Annotated in this window: 21 protein-coding genes; 17 read left to right on the forward strand and 4 right to left on the reverse strand. The window is 38.7% G+C overall.

From position 1 onward, the window contains the following. Nucleotides 1-135 precede the first annotated feature (135 nt). The 9 genes from MHB38_RS03950 (at nucleotide 136) to MHB38_RS03990 (ending at nucleotide 7,980) form a co-directional block, all read left to right on the forward strand. The gene (locus MHB38_RS03950) at nucleotides 136-897 is read left to right on the forward strand and encodes a methyltransferase domain-containing protein (protein ID WP_026050056.1); all 762 of its coding nucleotides are present in this window, start codon (nucleotides 136-138) and stop codon (nucleotides 895-897) included. A 146-nt stretch (nucleotides 898-1,043) separates the two neighbouring features. After that, on the forward strand, nucleotides 1,044-1,454 hold the full coding sequence (locus MHB38_RS03955; protein ID WP_017366840.1) for a DUF6508 domain-containing protein: 411 nt from the start codon (nucleotides 1,044-1,046) through the stop codon (nucleotides 1,452-1,454). Between the two features lie 32 nt (nucleotides 1,455-1,486). Continuing rightward, nucleotides 1,487-1,819, forward strand: coding sequence for a hypothetical protein (locus MHB38_RS03960; protein ID WP_341002485.1), 333 nt, complete (start codon nucleotides 1,487-1,489; stop codon nucleotides 1,817-1,819). 330 nt (nucleotides 1,820-2,149) lie between these two features. Beyond that, nucleotides 2,150-2,977, forward strand: a complete 828-nt coding sequence (locus tag MHB38_RS03965) for a MerR family transcriptional regulator (protein WP_046342959.1) — start codon at nucleotides 2,150-2,152, stop codon at nucleotides 2,975-2,977. 26 nt (nucleotides 2,978-3,003) lie between these two features. Next, nucleotides 3,004-4,191 (forward strand): MFS transporter, encoded by a 1,188-nt coding sequence (locus MHB38_RS03970; RefSeq protein ID WP_046342960.1) that lies wholly within the window; start codon nucleotides 3,004-3,006, stop codon nucleotides 4,189-4,191. A 190-nt stretch (nucleotides 4,192-4,381) separates the two neighbouring features. Beyond that, entirely contained in the window at nucleotides 4,382-5,212 is an 831-nt protein-coding gene (locus MHB38_RS03975; protein ID WP_202734646.1) for a DNA alkylation repair protein, read from the forward strand. Between the two features lie 239 nt (nucleotides 5,213-5,451). Then, on the forward strand, nucleotides 5,452-6,021 hold the full coding sequence (locus MHB38_RS03980) for a hypothetical protein (protein WP_017366845.1): 570 nt from the start codon (nucleotides 5,452-5,454) through the stop codon (nucleotides 6,019-6,021). A 31-nt stretch (nucleotides 6,022-6,052) separates the two neighbouring features. Continuing rightward, entirely contained in the window at nucleotides 6,053-7,327 is a 1,275-nt protein-coding gene (locus MHB38_RS03985; RefSeq protein WP_017366846.1) for a hypothetical protein, read from the forward strand. Between the two features lie 371 nt (nucleotides 7,328-7,698). After that, entirely contained in the window at nucleotides 7,699-7,980 is a 282-nt protein-coding gene (locus tag MHB38_RS03990) for a hypothetical protein (RefSeq protein ID WP_017366847.1), read from the forward strand. A 55-nt stretch (nucleotides 7,981-8,035) separates the two neighbouring features. Here the strand turns inward: MHB38_RS03990 and MHB38_RS03995 are convergent, their stop codons facing one another. Beyond that, nucleotides 8,036-9,544 (reverse strand): helix-turn-helix domain-containing protein, encoded by a 1,509-nt coding sequence (locus MHB38_RS03995; protein WP_202734645.1) that lies wholly within the window; start codon nucleotides 9,542-9,544, stop codon nucleotides 8,036-8,038. 700 nt (nucleotides 9,545-10,244) lie between these two features. Between MHB38_RS03995 and MHB38_RS04000 the strand changes: the two genes are divergently transcribed. The 4 genes from MHB38_RS04000 to MHB38_RS04015 all read left to right on the forward strand — a co-directional run bounded on the left by MHB38_RS04000 (nucleotide 10,245) and on the right by MHB38_RS04015 (nucleotide 18,542). Further along, a complete protein-coding gene (locus tag MHB38_RS04000) occupies nucleotides 10,245-16,403 on the forward strand; it encodes a SpaA isopeptide-forming pilin-related protein (RefSeq protein ID WP_341002491.1) in 6,159 nt (2,052 codons plus the stop codon). 126 nt (nucleotides 16,404-16,529) lie between these two features. Continuing rightward, on the forward strand, nucleotides 16,530-17,027 hold the full coding sequence (locus MHB38_RS04005; protein WP_234922842.1) for a class D sortase: 498 nt from the start codon (nucleotides 16,530-16,532) through the stop codon (nucleotides 17,025-17,027). Next, nucleotides 17,020-17,346 (forward strand): hypothetical protein, encoded by a 327-nt coding sequence (locus tag MHB38_RS04010; protein ID WP_202734643.1) that lies wholly within the window; start codon nucleotides 17,020-17,022, stop codon nucleotides 17,344-17,346. The genes MHB38_RS04005 and MHB38_RS04010 overlap by 8 nt, the downstream gene beginning before the upstream one ends. A gap of 383 nt (nucleotides 17,347-17,729) precedes the next feature. Continuing rightward, nucleotides 17,730-18,542: a leucine-rich repeat domain-containing protein gene (locus MHB38_RS04015; RefSeq protein ID WP_336738248.1), complete on the forward strand. Its 813-nt coding sequence runs from the start codon at nucleotides 17,730-17,732 to the stop codon at nucleotides 18,540-18,542. A 40-nt stretch (nucleotides 18,543-18,582) separates the two neighbouring features. Here the strand turns inward: MHB38_RS04015 and MHB38_RS04020 are convergent, their stop codons facing one another. From MHB38_RS04020 to MHB38_RS04030, 3 genes are all read right to left on the reverse strand, one after another. Beyond that, nucleotides 18,583-18,897, reverse strand: coding sequence for a DMT family transporter (locus MHB38_RS04020; protein ID WP_007496650.1), 315 nt, complete (start codon nucleotides 18,895-18,897; stop codon nucleotides 18,583-18,585). Continuing rightward, on the reverse strand, nucleotides 18,898-19,242 hold the full coding sequence (locus MHB38_RS04025; RefSeq protein ID WP_003217798.1) for a DMT family transporter: 345 nt from the start codon (nucleotides 19,240-19,242) through the stop codon (nucleotides 18,898-18,900). It abuts the gene before it with no gap. 80 nt (nucleotides 19,243-19,322) lie between these two features. Further along, nucleotides 19,323-19,901, reverse strand: a complete 579-nt coding sequence (locus MHB38_RS04030; protein ID WP_129548443.1) for a TetR family transcriptional regulator — start codon at nucleotides 19,899-19,901, stop codon at nucleotides 19,323-19,325. Nucleotides 19,902-20,075: 174 nt separating this feature from the next. On the opposite strand from MHB38_RS04030, the gene MHB38_RS04035 reads away from it, so the two are divergent. The 4 genes from MHB38_RS04035 to MHB38_RS04050 all read left to right on the forward strand — a co-directional run bounded on the left by MHB38_RS04035 (nucleotide 20,076) and on the right by MHB38_RS04050 (nucleotide 23,222). Further along, entirely contained in the window at nucleotides 20,076-20,624 is a 549-nt protein-coding gene (locus MHB38_RS04035) for a VanZ family protein (protein WP_202734641.1), read from the forward strand. Beyond that, complete coding sequence (locus MHB38_RS04040) at nucleotides 20,621-21,085, forward strand: DUF6884 domain-containing protein (RefSeq protein ID WP_202734640.1); 465 nt, start codon at nucleotides 20,621-20,623, stop codon at nucleotides 21,083-21,085. The genes MHB38_RS04035 and MHB38_RS04040 overlap by 4 nt, the downstream gene beginning before the upstream one ends. Nucleotides 21,086-21,235: 150 nt before the next feature. Continuing rightward, nucleotides 21,236-21,865: a rhamnogalacturonan acetylesterase gene (locus MHB38_RS04045; protein WP_008341695.1), complete on the forward strand. Its 630-nt coding sequence runs from the start codon at nucleotides 21,236-21,238 to the stop codon at nucleotides 21,863-21,865. Nucleotides 21,866-22,181: 316 nt separating this feature from the next. Next, a complete protein-coding gene (locus tag MHB38_RS04050) occupies nucleotides 22,182-23,222 on the forward strand; it encodes an NAD(P)/FAD-dependent oxidoreductase (RefSeq protein WP_202734639.1) in 1,041 nt (346 codons plus the stop codon). The last annotated feature ends 50 nt before the right edge of the window (nucleotides 23,223-23,272 follow it).

Genomic DNA, 23,272 nt, shown 5'->3' on the forward strand with positions numbered 1-23,272 from the left:
TCAAAAATCAAGATTCTTACAGGGAGTTATTGAATATGAGACTAAAAGAACATGAAATATAACAACTTTATATATTCGTAAGAGGCCCACCTATTATTTAATCATTAAAACTGCAAAATGATAATTGGAGGGATTATGATGAATGACAAACAGTTTTCTTCATTTATAAAACAAGCAGATGAACCTTTTGTTGGGTGGGATTTCTCATTCATATCTGAAACTGGAAGAATGAAAAGTGAGTTGCTTTCATGGTCATATGGTAGTATAGCTACTTCTCTTGTTCAAAGTGCAAAATCAATGCTGGACATGGGAACAGGTGGTGGAGAGTTTTTATCAAAATTAAGACCTTTTCCAACATCAGTTTATGCTACAGAAGGTTACTTGCCTAATGTACCTGTCGCAAAAGAACGATTAACCCCTTTAGGAGTGAAGGTAGTTCAAATTTCTAATGATGAAAATTTGCCGTTTGAGACTGGAAAATTTAATCTTATCATCAATCAACATGAGTCATTTTCATCTCAAGAGGTGAGAAGAATTATCTCGAATGAAGGTATTTTTCTAACTCAACAAGTCGGTGGACTCGATTGCATAGAGATTAATGAGAATCTAAGGGTACCAATAAATGAAGAATTTATTGATTGGAACTTAAAGCTAGCTTTAAAAGAGATACAGGAGAATCATTTTGAGGTGTTGAAAAGTGCTGAAGAGTTCCCCATTCTAAGATTTTATGATATCGGAGCATTGGTGTATTATCTAAAAGCAATTCCTTGGCAAGTGCCAGGTTTTGAAATAAGTAATTTCAAGGATGAATTATACACCATTCATAAAACCATTGAACAAAAGGGTTATTTTGACGCAAAACAACACCGATTTATGATTTTAGCTAAAGCAATTTAGTTGGAAATGGAGCCTTCGATCTATTTGAAGGCTCCAGCTTAATTCTGAACTAATGTCACTCCTGAATGCACGATACATGGCCTGAAAATGTTTCCTTTTATTATTGTCGGGCTTGAAAGCATTCTAAAAAATAGAGGAGGATAACGATGAGTCAATTTGAGATTTTGACAAAATACATACCGATGCTTCAGGAGGATCATATCGGAGAATGGGTGATCGATCAGGAAAATGATGGAACAGCTGAACGCCCAATCCAGATGCCCTTTGTGAATTATTCCGAAACGGTCCAACGCTTTATTGAAGATGTCTATACCTTTGCAGAACAGCATCAAGAAATGGAACTTACCCACTATAGAGAAATCCTCAAAGAAAATGGCATTGAATGGGGAACGAACGATATGGAGCATGTGGACATTTCAAATTTAAATGCGCAGTGTGTACTTGCTCTCATCATGGGGGTTTTGAGAGCTGAGCGATTTAGTGAGGGAGCCATATTCAATTTCTTTAAAAGTGGAAACATGTTGAAGTGTCTCGAAAGATTGGATTGTTTGGAGTAAGAGCGGTTTATTTCAATTATTGGAGTGATCATATGAAAAATAAAACAGGTGCAGTAGATACTTTTCCTCCTATGAAAATAGAAGAAATTGATCAAATTTTATTATATGATCTTGATGCAATAAAAATTGAAAAAGAAGATGAACGTATAAAATTCATTTTACAAGATCCCTATTGTCCTGATAAAAGTCATATTCACAGTGTGTATGTCATTTATAAGAAATCTATACTCAATTTACTTGAAGGTAGGATTCGTTCTATTCATAGTCATGAATTCAAGAATGCTAATAAAAAGGATCGAACGATTTCTAAAGAAGACATTGAGTATGTATTAGAGATGGCTACAGTAGTGAAAATAATGGAGTAGTGACGAATTATTTTTATAGTGGAGACGGAGAAAGGTTAGATCGTATTTTTAATATATGCTTAGGTTATTCAACAGACTTACAAAAAGAGAATAAAGTAAGTTTGGAACGATTTATGAATGATATGAAGATTGTTGAGCAGATGGGATTGTTAGAAAAAATGTTAGGATAATGGGCAAAGCCTAGATTTTAGAGAAATCTAGGCTTTTTGCGCTTTTGAAAAATTTATTCAACTTCATCAAATGATTATGCAAATGAAAATCTTCTATTGACCTTCCCCTTAACTGAAAGGTTTATACTGTGATCAGATCAACAAATCGGAGGAGATCAGGATGTTCAAGATTGGCGATTTTTCTATGTTAAGTAAAGTCCCTGTCAAAACCTTAAGGTACTATGACCAAATTGATTTATTAAAGCCTAAGCAGATCGATCAAGATTCGGGATACCGTTATTACTCAGCTGAGCAGCTGCTTGAGGTCAATCGAATTTTTCTCTATAAGGAATTAGGCTTTACGTTAAAACAAATGGGGCAGCTTCTTCGTGAAGATATTTCGGTAGAGCAAATTCAGGGCATGTTTCTCTTGAAAGAGAGTGAGATTCAGCAATTGATCGAAAGAGAACAACAGAAATTAGCGCGTATTAAGGAGCGGATGCACCTCATCAAACGAGAGGGTTGTGTGGAAAAAGAACAGGAGGTCATCATCAAATCGGTTGAAAGCAAACGCATCATGTCTTTTCAATCCAACGGAACTGTTGACGATATCCCATCATTCTTTGAAACGTTTCATCATTTGTTACAAAAACATCCGCAAGAATTGAACTCTGAGCCACAAATCGTGCTGTGGAGGGAATCACTTGCTAAAGAAAGTGAGTTCGAATTTGAGGTGGGGTATTCCGTCAAATCGTTAAGGTGCTCGCTTCCTCAGGGAATGACAATTCGCACGTTACCTGCAGAAGACACCATGGCGACACTCTTATTTCATTCCCATTCTCCATCCGCACAAACTGCTTGTGTTGACCTGGCGACATGGATCGAACATAACGGATACCGCGTGAAAGATGATCAGCCGGGCCGAGAAATCTATTACCCATTGTCAGAAAATGAAGAAGGCAGACTCATTGAAATTCAAATTCCTATTAAAAATGAAATCAAATCGTAAACATGGCCCAAAGGAGAAACGTCACGATGCAAAATAAAACCGTTGTCTATTTACTTGCTTTAGCAGCTTTTTTAATCGGAACGATCGAATACATCATTACTGGCATTATTCAAATGGTCGCACATGATTTACATGTCACAACGTCTACTGCTGGCTTATTGGTCACATCTTTAGCACTTTCGGCCGCAATCGGTGCACCGATTGTTATCGCACTAACCATCAATATGGACCGCAGAAAAATATTAACATGGATGCTGATCATTTTTATTTTAAGTAACTTCATCACAAGTATCAGCCATTCGTTTGAAATGGTCATGATCACAAGAATTTTACAAGGAATCAGTGGGGGAACGGCGATTGTAGTGGCGATGGCGGTTGCAACTCGTCTTGTAGAACGGGAAAAAAGAGGAACAGCCATTGGCATCATTTTAATGGGATTAAGCAGCTCATTGGTTCTAGGAGTGCCGGTCGGTACATTTCTCAGCAGCATGATTGGATGGAAAGCATTATTCGTATGCATTGGATTGATCACAATGATTCCTCTTATAGTGGTGTACAGGCGAATCCCCTCTATGAAAGAACAAGAATCGGTGACGCTTCGTATGCAATTATCGATTTTAAAAGACAAGCGAATATTGCTTGCAGTGGCAGTCACGTTATTCTATGTAGGGGGATATTCCACGTTATTTACCTATTTAACGCCCTTCCTCCAAAAATCAGCCAACCTAAGCATCACAGAAATCAGTGGCATTTTATTACTAGCGGGAATATGCAGCTTTTTAGGATCAAGCCTTGGAGGGATGGCAGCAGATAAAAAAGGACCCATCTTCACGATTTTTTCTGGCATCATCTTGCAAATCATGATGCTCATGCTACTAGCATTTGTCACAGGGAATCTCGTGGTCATGGTGGCTGTTATCATGATATGGATGATCGCAACATGGAGTACATCACCAGCTCAGCAGCTATATCTAGTAACCCTTGTTCCAAAATCTCCTGATATCGCATTAAGTGTTAATACATCATTTATTCAATTCGGATTTGCTTTAGGCTCGGGGTTAGGGGGGATTGTATTGAGCAGAACATCTATATTGCACCTGAGCTGGATCAGTGCTGGAACGGTTCTTCTCGCTTTACTCATGACCATCTTGATGGTGGCGTTTGACAGAATCTCTCAGCAGAAGAGTTTGAAGGTGATGGAGCAAGGAAGGTAACTTAAATTCAATTTTGTATGGAAGGGACTACTTATTTTGGGTAGTTCCTTTTTGGTTTGAAGAATGCACCAGTAAAGTTGTTTATTTGATACAATAGGGGGCAATATCCAAAGATTGAAGGCATTCATATATTTCTTTTAAAAACGATGAATATCAAACAAAAGAACCACTAGATGAGGAGAGAAAATAAATGCAAATCAGCGAAGAGATCATCAATCGAAAAGGTGCTCGAAAGGGGACTGATATCCCTCATGACGTCTTGTTCCTTTTGAATCAGGGAAAAATAGAGAGTGTGAATTTAACTGAATGGCTGGCTGTCAATCATCTGACGTTATTACATCATGTGTTGCCATCAGTTGGTTTAGACCATCATTTAGACGGTTTAACATCTAAGATCACTCAACAAAAGGCTGAGTCTGGAATGAAAGCAATTCGTCTCATCGGTCAATTGTTAGATGAAGTGTTGCAGAAAGAGAATGGGGAAAAACAAACGGAAGTGCTACAGGCGTTTACTCACCACGTATCTGATAGCGTTCGCTGTTGGGCTGCTTATATGAACAAACAACGTTTATCAACTTTGGAAGAGAAATTGGCGTACATTCAGCCATTTGCAGCTGATCATCATTTTGGAGTTCGAGAAATTGCGTGGATGTCAGTGAGAGAAAGTCTAACGGATCAGCTCGATCAAAGTATAGAACATTTAACAGCATGGGCTAAAAGTAAAGATGAAAATATTCGCCGATTCTCAGTAGAAGCTATTCGCCCAAGAGGTGTTTGGACAAAGCATATTGAGTCATTAAAACAAGAGCCAATGAGGGCACAGCCTATTCTAGACTTGCTCAAATCTGATCCATCAACATATGTTCAAGATTCTGTAGGAAACTGGCTCAATGACGCTAGTAAAACACAACCAAATTGGGTCATAACCCTGTGTGAACAGTGGTTAAAAGATTCTGATACAAAAGCAACTAGCAGAATTGTCAAGAAAGCCAAAAGAACGATTGTGAAGGGGAATTTTTAAACACTAATATCAACTGATTAGACAGTCCATGAAAATGAGTAAGCAGTCAATTCAGCGGTTTGAGAATAGGACTAAACCCATAGAGGCAAGCGAAAAAGTAAAGGGGATTACTCTTTACTTTTTTCGTGTGAAAAACCAAATTCACAATAGAAAGGAAAAATATTGAAACATTTTTTCGATAAAAACGTAGTACAGATAGAGCTTTTATTAGAACCAATAGAGACGGAGAGGAGTATTGTATGGAACAAGTAGCACTGAAAAAGATGAGAACAAAACAATTGATCACATGTAATTTAATAGCTGGCATCATGATCGTGACGTTTTCAATCTTTTTTCAAATCTTACATATTCAATTAACTCATTTGTTTTTTTGTCTAGGAATTGTCATGCTCTTTCAAAGTATTTTAGGATTTTTTAAAAGGAAATCAACAAAATCTTTCATTCCCATTTTTGAGCAGGTAGCTATTTATGAAAAAGAGAAGTTAGGAAAAGAGTGGGAGAAAGAACAGAGAACAGAAAATATTTCGAGAGTAGTGTTGAGTGGTCTGATGTTTTTTCAGTCATTTAGCTTCCGAGATGTAACGAACCCATTCTTTGAAATACAACCTGCATTTCTATTTTTCTTAGTGGCTATGTTTCTAGTTATTATGAATGTAAGCATGCTTTTTCGCTTTAGAAAAATTGATCGATCTACTGAGGAACACGAATTAAAAGGGTATACAAAGGAATCAAATATGATGGGTTTGGTTTTAGGCCTTTTATCAGCTATCATCCTATTCGGCTTTATCATTATTTTCGTCCTTCCATAAGATAATCACTTAACAGATTGAGGTGAAACAAATGAATGAAACTCTACAGCATCTAATAGATGATACAAAAAAGAAGTTCGGGTTAGATGATTATCGTTTAAAAAACTACGAGTATTACCGAAATGTGGATATGTTTAATGAAACAATTTATAAATTGTGTATGGAATGGTTTCCTCCACATGAAACGGAACCTGTGGACGAAGATTTAAACCCGGATGGCACAGCCGTGATAGAAGTGAATTTGAATACAGGAAAGGTTGAGAGTGCTGTTTTTGTCATGGGTAAGACATATGCAAAGGAGGGTGTGTGCTTTGATAGCGCCCAGAATGACGCCATCAAATGGATTGAACAAGAAACAGGGTTGATATATGGAGAGCACTTTCACTTGCATAAAGAGGAGAAAGGGGAGCTTATTTTTGAAGAAAAAATTGCTGGTGTACCAGTGACCCCTTCGGGCATGATTGATGTGAAATGGGATGAACATGGACAACTCATTTACTTTGTTCTTCACGGCCCATTTGTTTCTATAAAAAAGCACAGGGCTGAAAAATATACGCTGCTCATTGAGAAGATTGAAAGCTTAGCCCTTCAGCAAGTGCAACGAATCGAATGGCCTTCCTTTGATCAGAATAAAATTCGTCCAATTTATGCGTTAGAAGAAGTGTATGTAAAGAATGATGGAACCGGAATCCTCCCGTTTGAAGGTACGATACAGGAACACCAATGTCTCAATATCAACCAAATCATCAAATGGGATGAACCAATAACGGAACCTTTTGTAAGAAAGGAATTAAATATTCAAGAAGACATCTCAGATGATCAAGCCTTTTCAATTGAACCCTCACCAGATACAATGCCCATAACAGAGGAAGAAAAAGATAAGTGTTTGAAAGCAGTTCAAAACTTGTTGAGTCAGGAATATCCTAACGACACCGGAAAATGGGTTTGCATTTCTCTTCATCGTGATCATTACATTCATGCAACAGTAAAAGCAAATAGACAAGAGAGAAGCTTGCTTACAGATAAAATCTTGATATTCATTGATGCCCTTACATTTGAAGCCGTTAATTACATAGATAGAAAAGAAATGTTTAAGGAGTGTGGCATGTTGGATGAACTCCAACCTCCTGGTAAAATCACCATGACAAAACAAGAAGCCTTCAAAAAATTAAAAGATCGGTTAGAGCTGACCCCCATCTATGTATATGATTTTACAGAAAAGCAGTATGTCTTATGTGGAAAACTAGATTGTCATGATGGAGTGGATGCAGTGAGCGGGGAAGTCATTCCTTTACAGGATATTTGAATTGGCACTTTACGCTATTGAAAGAACAGTCAGGTGCTGTTCTTTTTTTTGTCTCATCCACCTATTTTTTGAAGTAAAATGGAATATTGTAGCAGGAAGTTGTCGTTTCATCACGAAAGAAAACAGGTAAGAATATGATCATAGGTCCATTGTTTGGATTCGTGGTGGAGTCAATGAGATGACATAGGAAACGTTATACATATTAAACATTCGTGACAGTACAGTTGATCTACAGTATCAAGTCTAAAAAGTGAGTGATCATGTCTCAAGCCGTATGCGAAAATACGTGTACCGAGATCATATGATGAGTTGGTTCCGTTTGTTTTTAGGTGAGTTTGAAGCCAAGTTAGAAGAAAGTGAGGATATCTACCTTGAGTACATTGGAAGTGTTTCGTCAGTTTTTGGTTGACCATTATCCTGCGTTACAAGATGAGCTTTGGCTGAAAGATGTTGATACCCTTCGAATCTCTCCTATTCTTCATCCTTTTCTGAAAAGCAAGCTGCCAGATGGGATTGAAAAATTCACTTGTGTCCTATTCACGCAGCAAACAGATCAAACCACTGCCCCGCTCAAAGTATACCTTCTATTAGATGAATATGGGCAATCGCTTTACGCCATTGATTTGATGAATGAACAAATCGTGCTTCATTAATACAGAACCAAAAAGCTGCTTGAGCTTGTCTCAGCAGCTTTTTTTATGATGAACATCAGTTTGTCATATCAACCAATCTGCGGTGCAAGTTGTCCAATTCTTTTTTTGTTGGAAAAGAGCTGATCAGCAGCGTAGATCGCCCGTACTGAAGAGGAAGCTCAGTATCGGTCACAATCATATCAATCCCAAGTTGATCCATCGTGACATCATTTAACGTATTTTCTGGACTTGTGAAAATGTGAATGAGAGGAGGCACACTTAATTTAATTAAATCAGCAATAAACAAACTATGATAATAGCCTAATGTTGAAGTAACAAAAATGTTCAGCGCGTTTCTCCGTTCCATCTCCAAATGAACAAGTCCTCTCCAGGAAGATGTAATCATACGAATCAATTCCCGTTCATTTTTCACAAAAGAAGCGAGGATATCGTCTGTTTTTAACTCTTGGATGATATGAGTAATCCTCGAATAGAAGTAAGGAAACTGTTTTTTCACCTCTGATAAATAGCTCGATTTCTTTTTGAAAAGGAATCCATCTCTCACGGTAATTTCATTGGAATACACATAATATTGGAGAAGAACGAGTGTCATCACCTTGCGATTCGCTATTTCTTGATGAAAAATCGACTCCAACTGGGTGATAAATGAATGAATGGCATCATAGAGGCGTGGTGTATGCGACTGAAAGAACGTCAATTTTTCTTCGACAGACTCAATTGATTTAAAGTGTCCAATAGCTGGTTCGATCAATAGCAAAAAGACAAATTCATGATGATCCAGCGTCACATCAAATACGTCTTTGGCCATTCGGCAGATGTGCTCTTCCCATCTTCTAATTTGATCATAGATTCCTTTAGCTGTAGAGGTTTGTTTTTCCTCATTCATTGAGTATGTATATTTACGGCTGATTGTAAAACCTTTTCGCATTCGGTGAATAGAAACGCCGAACCACAGGCAGTATTTATCTATCGCGACATCTGGTACATTGACTTCGAGCACCTGAAATAGTTCTTGTAATAAATTCACTGCGTCTTGTTTTTGAATATCATCAAATGGCCAAAGGCGGCTTCCATACACTTCAAATAAAAATTCAACAAAGAATTGACGAATCTCCTTCTCATTCCCATGAAACTGCATACTATCTGGGCGTAACTCGATGTCATAGGATGTAAGGATCGAGTTGATTTTATGAATCGTGTTATACAATGTGGATCTACTGATATTCAGCGTTTCCATCCATTCATAGAAAGATCTGTTTTCTTCAAAAAAAATGCCGTCAATCAATCGAATTTCAATCGTATCCTTTAGAATTTCTTTGATATAGTAATCCACTCGTATCGTCTGCGTATTACAAATGGATATGCCTTGTCTTGGCTTTATGTGGATTAACGGTTCTCCGTTCTCGGTTTGGAACGATTTCATTTGTTCTAAATCGCTTTGAATGGCTCGAACAGAACCGATATGTTCATTCGATATCTCTTGAAGGCTCCACCACTTATTTTTGGATACAAGCAATTTTAAAATGTTTATCCATCTCTTTGATTTATTATCAATGAGTTCCATCAAACAACTAACTCCTTCCTTTGACTTGCCTCTATATATTATGAAGTTCAGATGAAGAACATTTGAGCTCAAAATAGGCATGAAATGATTGTAATGTTTTGCCTAAATCGTTTTGTCTTCAATTTTGACGATAAAAGAGAAAAAAATTAGACGAAAACAAATGTTATTCGCTGATTCTCCATATTTTTCTTTTAAAAGGTGATAAGTATGCCATGAATCCTATAAAAATGGATCATTTTGTTTATTTTTTTGCTGCTTAAACGGTAAATGTAAGAATAAAAAGCATCGGCTTTTTGATTACCATATGGAAGGGAGTAGAAGGAATGCGATCTATATGATGCTGAACTATCTCACCATACATACCATATGATACATGCTTATTTTATATGAACGTTCTATATGTGAATACATGCTTATATATGCATGTACTAATCATTTGTTGTTCATTCCAGTATAAATAGAAAAATTCACATCTATTCTTTTCATGTTCCCTCTCACTATTCCCCATTGCTATAGACCCCTATCCAGCTACTATATCTACTACTCATGATGACCTTTCAAACTCATGATTGATCAACTCATTTTATTCATAGGGTCTTAAGGTGCAATTTTTAGAAAAATTTGATCAGAAGCGGAGTGATTGATCAGACAGTATACAAATGATTTTTTAATCGTTGTTGAAAAATAATTGTAGAAAAGGGTGGATGTATTGAAAAGAATATTGTCGGTGGCACTGATGACCATGTTAGTCATACAGTCTAGTATATTAGGAATCTTGCCTTTAGCAGGGGCACAAGCTAAAGACATTCAAGAGAATATTTATGGGAATATTGAGTTTGCTGATAGCGAAGGCAACAAGTTATCAAACATAGAAGATCAGCAAGTTAGAAAGGCCATTGTGCATTGGTCTATTAAAGGAATTGATCTCAAAAAGCAATATCCGTATATTCTCTCTCTTCCTTCAGTCATGCAGGTAGAGAAGGAGCAGAAAGAACTCATTACTGTCGATGACATCCCTGTTGGTGAGTATACCGTTTCACAACAAAATGAAGTGACTGTCACATTCAATGAGGATATTGAGCTTGATCCGAATTTAGAAGGATCTATAGATATTGACGTCACCAGTATAGCTGAGAAAAAAGAGAAAACAAAGCAAAATGAGCATAAAGAAAATCTTTCAAAAGATGATTCAACCTCATCGGCGAAAGACAAAGCTGCTAACAATCAAGAAACTGTTCAAAAGACACAAAGCGATGAAGATGAGTTACTAAAAAACAAAGTGAATGTGTCTAATCGTGTAGGGCTGCAAAGTGTTTCAAAACAAATGCAGATACAAGAAAATCTCCTTACTGATGCGAAATTAATTTTTGAAGATCAGGAAGGTAATTCAGTTGATAAGCCTGACGTCAACTCACTGATTTCCATTAACTATAAGTGGGCCATCCCGAATGGTCATAACTATAATGGCGGGGATGAATTCCATTTCAAGGTTCCAGAGGAATTAGTCATTTACGAAAAAATCGATCGACTCGAGATGAAATTTAATCAATCGATCATCGGTTATTTTTCTGTAGATGAAAGCGGAAATGCCTCCATCGAGTTCACAGATTTTATTAAACAATATTCAAATATCCAAGGAACACTTCAAGTATGGACACAATTAGATAAACAAACAGTGATCACTGAAGAAAAAGAAGTGGTGATTACCCCGATTGAAGGCAAAGATACGATATCAATTCCGATTCAATACATTCCAAATGGTCCAAATGTCTCTAAAAAGGGAGAACCCAATCGTTCTTACAATGCTGAAACCATTCAATGGACAGTCGATTTTAATATGGACTTAGATGATGTGAAACAAGCGAAACTGTTAGATCCGATTCAAGAAGGTCAAGCGTTAAAAAAAGATTCAATCAAGCTTTATCGTGTAGATACAAAACTAAATGGTGAAACATCGCTTGGACAGCTGCTTGACGAAAACCACTACACCATCGGCCAAACAGCAGATGGTCAAGATTTCACGATCGAATTTAAAGATGACGTGCATCTCGCTTACCGTTTAATGTATGAAACGGACATTACGAATCAAGATCAGTCTGCGTTTCGTAATAAAGCGTCCCTTGTCTCTGCTGATAAAGAGATTAGTTCAGCAGAAGGAACAGTGAATGTGACAAGAGGCAGTCCTTTAAATAAAAAAGCCGCCCACTACGATCCAGTCACTCAAACGATTACTTGGGAAATTCGGTATAACTATAACGAAAAAAAGTTGGCTAAAAAGGATGCTTTAATAGAAGACTTCTTTAACGGTACACAGGCGCTAATATCTGATTCAATTCAAGTCAAAGAAGTCACAATTGATGAGAATGGCAAAGAATCAGGAACAAAAGCGTTTGAAGATTATGTGGTTCAACCTCAAAAAAAGGATGAACAAAACGGGTTTACCTTGCAATTCAATCAAGATATCCAATCGGCTTACCTGATCACATATCAAACAAAAGCAACCGAGCGAATTTTCGAAGCTGAAGACATTATCAATACTGTAACAGCTGGCAAAGAGAGCGAACAAGGGAAGCAAAGAATTGACCAGCAAATCCTAACGAAAAATCATGGAACACCGAATTACAAGAACAAGACCATTCCATGGCGTATCATCTTCAACAAAGATCAACAAACCATGAACAACGTGATATTAAAAGATACGTTTACAAACGAAGGATTGACGCTGCAAAAAGATAGTTTAAAAGTGACGACAGGTAATACAGTGCTTGAAGAAGGCACAGATTATCAAATCGTTGAACATGCAAATGGATTTGATATTCAATTTACGAAAGAAATCAAGACAGAACATACCATCACATATACAACGTCTTTTGATTATGAAAAAAGAGCAGATAAAGATCAAAAGAACCTGCGTAACCATGTAAAACTTGAATGGGTAAATGAAGATGGCAAGGATTTGACGAAGGAAAACCAATCTGTCTTTACGCCTGACACATACACGCAGTCAAATGGGTTCAAGAATGGAACATATGATGCAAAGAAAAAAGAGATCACATGGAATATCGGTGTGAACTATAATTTGAAACATCTAGAAGAGGCGAAAATCGAGGATTTCATTCAAGGAAATCAGCGTTTGCTTAAAGATTCAATCATTGTCTACTCGCTTGATTTACAAGGCGGGGAAAATGGTGCGGAAGAAAAAGAGGTATTAGCGAAAGAACATTATGACATCAAATTCCTCGAAAATGAAAAGGGAGAATCAGGCTTCGAAGTCATTTTCAAACATGCCATTGATTCCCCATACAAAATCACGTATCAAACAAGTGTTGAAGGAATGGATTTAGTACAGAAAACCTACGAAAATAAAGCGACCCTTTATGATGGAAAGACGAAAGAATCAGACGTGAATGCTGTGGTGTCCATTCCAAATGGAGGGAAATACACGAGCAAATCAGGAAATCAACAAGGGAAAGTCATTGATTGGAAACTGAATATCAACTTTGGTCAATCAACAGTCCAAGATGCGACGATTATCGACCATCCGAGCAGTAACCAAGCCATAATAGAAAACTCATTTCATCTGTATTCGACAACAATAGATGAAAAGGGGCAAGTGACCAAAAAGGATGAGCTGGAAAAAGGGAAGGATTATGAACTAGACCTTGAATTTGATCCAGATTCTTTTCAAATCAAATTTAAAGAAGAAATCACGAGACCCTATATTTTAGAATACCAATCTCTCATTTTAGATAAGGTGGGAAGTACACTTCAAAACGAAGTAACGTTTAGAGGTGAAAATGTAAAAGAAATCAAAAAGGAATCCGAAGCCTCAATTGTGGTCAAACGTACCGCTGGCATGGGAGATGGCACAGGAGCGATTGGCGCTTTAACCATTAAAAAGGTAGATGCGAGTAGTGGAAAAGCGCTAAAAGGAGCAACCTTTTCTCTGACAGATGCTGCGAGCGGTATCGTCATTGGAACAAAGACAACAGATGAAGAAGGAGCTCTTCGATTTGATCGTCTTCTGTATGGTGACTACATCGTGACAGAAGAGAAAGCACCTGATGGTTATTTGAAAACGAAGGAACCGACCAATGTCACGATTGATCAGCCTTACGAATCAGGAGATCAAACGAAAACAGGAAATAGCATGACGGTGCAAAACCAAGAAATCCGCCAGCATGTGAAGCTCACGAAAAAAGATAAAGAAACGGGTGCGGCATTAGAAAATGCAGAATTTGAACTGAAAAATGAATCTGGAGATACCGTCCAAACCCACTTGAAAACGGACGAAAAAGGAGAAATCCTATTCAAACATCTTGAGCCAGGTTCCTATTATTTTGTTGAAACAAACGCACCGAAAGGCTATCAATTAAATCAGCAAAAATGGCCGTTCACCATTAAAGAAAATCAAACAGAAACAACGGTTGTCACGGCTGTAAATGACATCATCAAAGGCTCTGCTGAATTGAGCAAAATAGGTGAAGGCGGAGAGAGACTAGAAGGTGCAGAGTTCAAGCTCTTAGATCAAGATGGGCATGAGCTAAATGGTGCGCTTGTCACAGGAGAAGATGGCAAGATCACGATTAACGAACTAAGACCGGGTACGTATCAGCTCATCGAAACAAAAGCACCCGATGGTTATGTATTAGATGAAACACCCATCACATTTGAAGTACCACTCGATCCAAAAGAACCAGTCATCATTTCACAAAAGAACCTCTATGAAACAAGTGGATTAGAAGTGATGAAAGAAGGGGAAGATGGCAAGAAGCTTCAAGGTGTTCGATTTGAAGTCTTGGATCAAAATGACAAAGTCGTGCGTAAAGATTTGACAACAGATGAAGATGGGAAGATTTTGGTCGACAACCTCAAACCGGGCAAATATCAGCTTGTAGAGACAGAGAGTATTGATGGTTACCAAAAGAAAAATAAACCTTATCCGTTTACCATCGAAATCGCACAAAAAAAACCGACAGAGATCAAAGTGATCAATGATCTCAAAACTGGAGCTGTCGAGCTCACGAAACTCGGTGAAAAGAATGATGTGCTTGAAGGAGCAGAATTCAAGCTAGTAGATGCAAATGGAAAAGAGATAAAAACAGGTCTCGTCACAGATGAGAACGGGGAAATCATCGTCAACGATCTGAAACCTGGAACCTATCAGTTTGTTGAAACGAAGGCGCCATTCGGTCATGAGCTTGACGAAACACCTGTCACTTTTGCTATGCCATTTAACCCTGAGAAGCTGGTCAGTGTGACAAAAGAAAATAGCCGCACAACTGGCGGAGTGCTGTTACACAAAAAAGGTGAAGATGGGAAATCATTAGAAGGGGTTGTCTTTGATCTATCTGATGCCAAAGGAAAGATAGTGGCAGGAGGAGAAGGGATTACAACCAATCAGGATGGAAAGATTACCTTCACAGGTTTAAAACCTGGAACCTATCAATTTGTTGAAAGAAAGAGTCTTGAAGGCTATGAATTGAGTGCGAAACCACTTGTCTTTAAAGTTGAATTAGGTCAAAAAGAATTGATTCAAGTGGAGGCGATCAATCAGCTCAAGAAAGGTTCTGTAGAACTAACAAAAATAGGGGAAGAAAAAGAAAGATTGAAAGGCGCAGAATTTACACTTTTCAATGACAATGGTAAAGAATTGCTGTCAGGTTTAACAACCGACGAAAAAGGCATCATCACTGTCAACGATTTGAAACCAGGCGCTTACCAATTGGTTGAAACGAAGGCTCCTTTTGGACATCAACTTGATGCAGAACCAGTAGACTTCAAGATTGATTTCAATCCAAATCAACTGGTCAAAGTGACAAAAGAAAATATTCGCACGACAAGTGCTGTGAAGCTTCAGAAAAAAGGAGAAGATGGTCAGTTGCTCGCTGGGGTGACCTTCGATCTGATGGATGAGCATGATCAGCGTATTCAGAAAGACTTAAAGACAGACAAAAACGGTCAACTGACAGTCGATCAACTGAAGCCAGGAACCTATCGATTTGTCGAAACAGCAAGCATTGCCGGCTATGAATTGGATCAGACACCTGTCTCATTTACGATTCGATTAGGTCAAGACAAACCAGCAAAAGTAGAAATGATCAACAAACTGACGCCTGGAGCAGTGGAACTGACCAAAGTGGATGCTGAAGGACACACGCTGGAAAACGCAGAGTTTGCTCTTCAAAGTAAAGACGGGAAAACGTTGAAGAAATCACTTGTAACGGATCAAAAAGGAAAGCTTCACATCAACGATCTAAAACCGGGAGAATATCAATTCGTTGAAACGAAAGCGCCTCACGGCTATGAATTAGATGATCAGCCGATCCGGTTTACGATTGAGAAAAATCAGCAGAAGCCTCTTCAATTAACAGCGAAGAATCACTTGATTTTAGGAAGTCTGCGTATCATAAAGGTAGACCAGCAGACAGATAGAACCTTAAAAGGTGCAGCCTTTGACATTCGTACAAAAGCCGGGAAAATCATCAAATCTGTGACAACAGGAAAAGACGGAGAAGCCATTGTCAAAGGGCTTAAACCTGGTGAATATACACTCACAGAGACGAAAGCTCCAAATGGTTATGTAGCGTTAAAGAAACCACTCGCTTTTACAATTCAAATGGGCGAAGTGGAGATCAAGACATTGATTGTAAAAAATGCTCCAATGAAGAATGAAGAGGACCACACGAATCCTCCAGCTTCAGATCAAGGGGATCAACATCCACCTCATGGCTCAAACTCAAACGGGGAGCTGCCAAAGACTGGGGAAGAATGGCTTCGTTATTTGATGTATGCAGGGATTTTACTAGTAGTGTCTGGAACTGTTCTTCTTGTTGTCAGAAGAAGAACCATTCAGTAAAAGGAAGGAACGAGTGTATTGATGAAAAAAAGAACCTTATTAGGCAGCTTTTTGGTGGTCGCGGGACTAATGCTAATCTCCGTTCCTTTTCTATATGAGTGGCGAACTTCTCAGGAGACAGCAGCCATGGAACAGGCATTGAAAATGATTGAAGAAAATGACAGTGATGCCCTTTCTTCTATTCCACATTTAACTGTGTCAGAAGAAGACCTGCGAGATACGATGGAGCTTGAGATCCCGTCAATTGATTTAAACGAAAAAGTGCTTCCTGTTACATCAAAAGAAAATTTAGGTATTGCACTGACTCAAATCAAATCTCATCAAATGCCAGGTGAAGGAAATTTCACGATTGCAGGCCATAGAGGGTATAGAGGCGACCGGCTTTTTCGGCAGCTACCAGAGGTGCCGAAAGGAGAAAAAGTCGTCTTACGTCATCAAGCTGAAACATACGAATATAAAATTGTCAGCTCAGCTACGATCGAACCGACGGATGTTGATGTACTAAAGGATCGCGGGATAAAAGAACTGACATTGATCACTTGTACACTTGATGGCCAGAAACGCTTTGTCTTAAAAGGAATACGAATCAATGCTTCAAAGGATAAGCAACCGTCGGATGTATAACACCAACATAATAGATGATGGGTTCGATGGAAAAGCAGCGTTCACGACCGACATGTTACACCAATTGTTATCAGAGCATTATCCCACTTTAAAAAACGAACGTTGGGATGTGGATATAGATACAATTCGGACTTCGCCTATTCTTCATCCTTTATTAAGAAGAAAGCTTCCGACAGGTATTGAAAAATTCACATGTGTTTTGTTCACGCAGCAGACAGGGTCCTTTGGAGAGCCTTTGATTGTGTACTTTTTATTGGATGAAAAAGGCGAATCGATTTACGCAATGGATCTCTTGCTTGAGCAGCATGATCCACATTAAACGAGAAATAAAAAAGGAAGGGCTTTGATTAACGGGTTCGGTTTTAAGGTGGGAAAATTGTATTAGTTATATAATGAGAACTCTAATTCGTATATGAATTGGAGTTCTTTTATTTGTTTATATGAAAGAGTACGAGCTATCGTCAAGACCTGTGCAGAATATATGGAGTATAGTGAAAGCGAAGTCGTTGATATATTGTTGCTCCATATTTTAGATGAAAAAGATTTTATAAAATGGATTGAAAACAGACGTAATCATCGGTGGATTGTGGTTAAACGGACCAAAGAAGACCATCTCGATTTTATCCCTTTCCCTGTTTCTTCGGAAAAACTCTGATAAAATTCATTTAGATATCCATCATTAGTAGGTGTGGAGGTAAAAGAATGCTCAAAGAAGACCCTGATTATATTTTTCGTCATGATGCCCAACCAGAAGTTGTTCATGATTTAGCCGATGTAGATGAAAATGCCACCGAGTTGTTAATCACAGGAAAAACAAAAAATATTGAAAGGTTGAACTCTTTTTCTAACCTCACGAAATTGTGGATTTACAAAGTGAGCCAAAAGGAATTCAATACGATCTTGAGCTTAGTTAATCCCAAAATGCTCTATATGCGTGAACTGAGAGTAGAAGATTTATCAATCATCAGTTCTCTTCAAGATGTTGAGGTATTGGCACTTGAATGGAATACAAAGACACAAAGTTTATGGGATCTATCAAAAAACACTTTTTTAAAATCTTTATCCTTAACAGATTTTTCAAAGTTGAATGACATAGCTCCTTTGCAAAAAAACACTGGTTTAGAATGGTTGCAATTGTCAGGCGGGATTTGGAATACATTAAATTTAAATACTCTACAACCTTTAAGATACCTTAAGAATTTAAAATATCTGTGCTTATCAAATATAAAAGTGAAGGATGAGTCTTTAGAACCAATATCGGCATTAGAGGGGCTCAAGGAGCTTGACATTTCAAACCAATTCCCGACAGAAGAATATGCTAGATTATCCGTAACCCTTCCAAATACGAAGTGTGATCGTTTTGCGCCATACATCTTTTTATCAAGTCCTATTGTAGATAAAGATGTAATGGTGATTGGAAAGCGGAAACCGAAATTAAATTCAAAAGTCGATGGGGAAAAGTTGCAAAAATACGAAGAACAATTTAAAGCGTACCAAGAAAAGTATAAAAATTAACTTAAAAAGCAATGGTTAATCTATTCCATTGCTTTTTCTATTACGCAAACAACTTCAGCCCAACCACACCAATCACAATCAGCAGCAAGCTGAGGATACGAATCATGTTTTTTGGCTCTTTAAATAGAATCATATTAAACAAGACAGAACCCGCTGTTCCAAGTCCAATCCAAACCGTATAGGCAACGGAGACTTGAACGGAAGAGAACGAGGCGTACAAAAACAAAAAGGATAAGGCAAATCCGCCGACAAATAAAATGCCTGTCGTGAGTTGCTTTTTCTTACTGAACATATTGAGACCAATGGTTCCGCCAATTTCGCAGGCAGAGGCTAACAGTACAAAAAACCAGCCCATTTATACCGCTTCTCCTTTCTGCTCATGTGCATCTCCATCAGACACTTTCAGTCCAATAATTCCGAGAATTAAAATGCCCATAAATAAAAGCTTTTCTAATGAAAACGAACCGCCGAACAGCGCATAATCCATCAAAGACGTACCAATCGTTCCAACTCCGGCAAACACGGCGTACACAGTCCCAGTCGGCAGCTTCTCGCAAGCTTTCATTAAAAAATAAAAATCAACCGGGATCAGGCAGATAATGATCGCCCACTCCCACACAGCATCAGCTCTATTTAAACCAAACACCCAAAGTAATTCAAATAAACATGTGAGTGCAACATACATCCAGCTTTTTTTCATCGTATTTCCTCCTAAAACTGAAAACTGACGATTCGTCATTTTGAAGCCAAAAAAGAGCGTACAGCAAGTGCTGTACTAAGTTAAGGTGTCTCTATGCCGAGTGCGTAAAGAAGGAATTGCTTGACCTCTTGCTTTTGAATCAGAACCTCTTCTGTATCTGTTTCTGTAAATAAGTACATTTGCTCAGCTGATGATTCAAGTAAACCGATAATGAATTTCGCAGCATATTGACAATTCAAGTTCGCACGGACTCTTTTGTCCTGCTTTGCCTTTTCTAAAAAAGAAGCGACCCATTTGTAAATCGGCTCATAAATATCTTCCCATTCCTTTAAATGCTCGGTGGCAGCTAAACCTGAGTAGGTGAGGGCAAGGACATCACGGTATTGCCTTGTAAAAGCGAAAATGAATTCAACAAGCGCATCTGCTTGATCGAGGACATCTGCATGCTGAGTTAATTCCTTTTCGATCGCAGGCACCATCTGTGCGATCAGATGTTCAGCGATGGCAGGCATGACAGACAGCTTTGAAGGAAAATATAAATAAAACGTTCCTTGCGCTACTCCTGCTGTTTTCACAATATCCGATATGGTCGTCTTTTCAATTCCCTTCTCTTTAAAGGCATCAATAGCAGCAAGCATAATTTTTTCTCGTTTTGACACAGGATCACCGACCTTAAAATGACTGAATGTCAGTCAGTTTAGCGGAAAACTGACGATTTGTCAATATGGGTTTCTCGTCATTGAATAGGAGAATAAGTGATGAATAGATGCGGGCAGGCCTGAATAAGCTGTAAATATGGTCAAGCATGATGTGAGAAAGGGGCAGCTCTCCGTATGACATTCAGTGCGATGTTTTCCATGACTTATTTTCTCTTGCTCGTCCCGCTTTATTTACATATGAGATACAGACAGGCGAAAAAACAAAAACGGTTTATCTATTTACGAACTGAAATCGTTCTTGCCTGTCTGTTTATGTATACAAATGTTTTATTATATTTGACGGTCTTTCCTAATCGTTTTTCCGCACCAAGGGATCAGGTGAGTGTCAACCTCATGCCTTTGCAGTCCATTTATCAAAATCTCCATGCCTATCATCATGGCTATCCCAATCTTGTTTTTTTAAATTTGGCAGGGAACATTTTGTTATTTGTGCCACTTGGTTTTTTTCTTTATCAAGCATTCCGAACCTTGCGCTGGCAAAAGGCAATTCTTGCTGGCTTTTTCTTGTCAACAATAATTGAAGTGCTTCAATGGATATTCTCACAATCTGGTATGATTACAAGAAGCAGCGATATAGATGATATTCTCTTAAATACATTTGGCACAGCGCTAGGTTGTATGTTGTATCGGATGTATAAACGAAGGAAGGAGAAAATCAAGTGAAGCGAGTTTGTATCATTCCATGTGGGGCGAAGAAAATATGGGACGTGAATCCAGAGGCAGGAAGCCAGCCAGCGGGTCTCGTCTACTTGAGTCCGCTGCATCGGCGAACAAAAATCTATGCTCAAACATTCTTTTCAGACTACCTAATCATTTCAGCGAAGCATGGATTCTTAAAGGCAGATGATATTATTCATGAAAATTATGATGTGGCTTTTGGTACACCGCATACTGATCAGATAACAAGAGAAGCACTAAATCAGCAATTTCATGAAAAACATCTCACTGCATATGATGAATTAGTGATACTAGGTGGAAAAAAATATCGAAAGGTGATCGATCCGTTATTACTTCCTCATCAGACAGCGATTTATCCGCTGGCTCCATATAAAGGAATTGGCTATATGCTTCAGGCGTTAAAGCAAGCTGTTGAGACAAAAGTAGAACTTCCGCCGCATATTTAACGTATTCACATCTACCGGTAAGCAGGGTTTTGATCATTAAAAAGAGAATGAATGAAGTAGCGATGCTGATTGTTTCATATCTTTTCAGCAGCCACTTGGATGTCCGCATCGCTTATTAGAGTGGCTAGATGAAAAAGGAGGCGTATGAACATGACAACCATCTATTTAGCTGGTGATTCAACCGTTTCATCTTATCCGGATCGTCCTGTTCAAGGAGGATGGGGAGAGTTTTTACACCGTTATACAGCGCATGATGTCAAAGTCGAGAATCGGGCGATCGGTGGAAGAAGTTCAAAGACATTCATTGAAGAAGGACGCCTTGATCAGATATTGTCCGTCATTCAGCCGGGAGACTGGCTTTTCACACAAATGGGACACAATGATGCTTCTAAGGAGAAGCCAGAGCGTCATACAGAGCCTTTTACAACGTATAAAAGTTACTTGTCACAATATATTCATGGAGCAAGGGCAAAAGGGGCAACACCGCTTTTGTTAACCCCTGTCGGACGTTTTCATGAGAAAGACGGAGAATATATCAACGATTTTCCTGATTACTGTGCCGCGATGAAAGAACTAGCCGATGAAGAAGAAGTTCTTCTCGTTGATTTAAATACAGTTAGTCTCCAGTTTTATCAAATTTCCGGCATAGAGAAAACGACGTCTTTCTTCATGTTGTCGACAGGCATTGAGGATCGCACACATTTTACGAAAGAAGGGGCAGATGCGATTGCAAGGCTTGTCTCTCTTGAACTAAAGGACCTCGGTTTAACGATTGTGTAACGAAGACAAAGGGCTAAAATGAACTTTATTTTAGCCCTTTGTCTTCGTTTCAGCGTGATAGAAAACCTTTGCAATCTAGGAAGGACGAGTACTGGAGCGGAGCGAATTTGACATTCGTGAGCACCGGAACGCAGGACTGACAAAGGATGCGAGGGTTTGTCTACACGCTGACAGGACGAGTAAATGCTCGTCCTGTTCTTTTTTTATAGAAAGCTATTGATTCCCTTCGCTACAGTAGACTACAATAGATACATATGATAATGAGAATCAATATCAACGATAAATAGATCATTCAATGAAAAACGGAGGGACTCAAATGACAGATCAGCTTGAATTGTTTGACGTCACCATTATTGGTGGCGGTCCAGCAGGAATGTACACCGCCTTTTATAGTGGGATGCGGGATTTAAAGACGAAGGTACTGGAGTATAACGAAAGTCTTGGCGGAAAAATCCTTCTATATCCTGAAAAAGTCATTTGGGATGTGGGCGGTTTGCCGCCAACAAGAGGTGAACAGCTGATTCAGCAGCTAGAAACACAGGCGAAAACATTTGAACCAGAGATTGCGTTGAATCAAAAAATCACGCAATTCGAGCGGGATGAGCATGGTCATATCCTGCTGATGGCTGAAAATGGCGATCGTCATTTGACAAAGACCCTCATCTTAGCCATGGGTCACGGAATTCCAGTTCAGCGAAAACTTGAAATCGAGCATGCAGACCGTTATGAGGTAACAAACCTTTATTACACCGTGCAGGAGCTAAAGACGTTTGCAGGAAAGCGGGTAGTCATCTCTGGAGGCGGAGATTCAGCTGTTGATTGGGCAAATGCCCTCGTTCCAATTGCTGAAAGTGTGACCGTTGTGCATCGTCGTGATATGTTTGGCGGACATGAAAAAAACGTCGCCAACATGAAAGCATCTAGTGCTCGCATTCTCACACCGCATGAACTCACAGAGCTTCATGGTCAAGGTGACAAAATTGAAGCCGTCACCATTCAGCACTTAGAAACAGGCGGCATCGAACGAATCGAAACCGATGCTGTCATCGTCAATCATGGCATGAAAGGTGATTTAAGCGTTCTATCAGAATGGGGACTGAAGCAAGGTGAGTGGGGACTCATCGAGGTCAATGAAAAGATGGAAACCAATTTACCTGGCGTCTATGCAGTTGGCGACTTATGCACACATAAAAGTAAAGTGCGTTTAATTGCCGGTACGTTTGTTGATGGAGTTAATGCACTCAATAGCGCAAAGCTATACATCGAACCAGAAGCAGAAAAAGTAGCGTACGTGTCTTCACATAATGAACGCTTTAAAGAGAAAAACAAAGAATTACAAACGGCTGGAGCGCGATAATCACCATTCAGTCAGACATTGAAGTGCTAAAATGGTTTATTTTAGCACTT

This window comes from Bacillus sp. FSL K6-3176 (assembly GCF_038003325.1).
Classification (GTDB): domain Bacteria; phylum Bacillota; class Bacilli; order Bacillales; family Bacillaceae; genus Bacillus; species Bacillus altitudinis.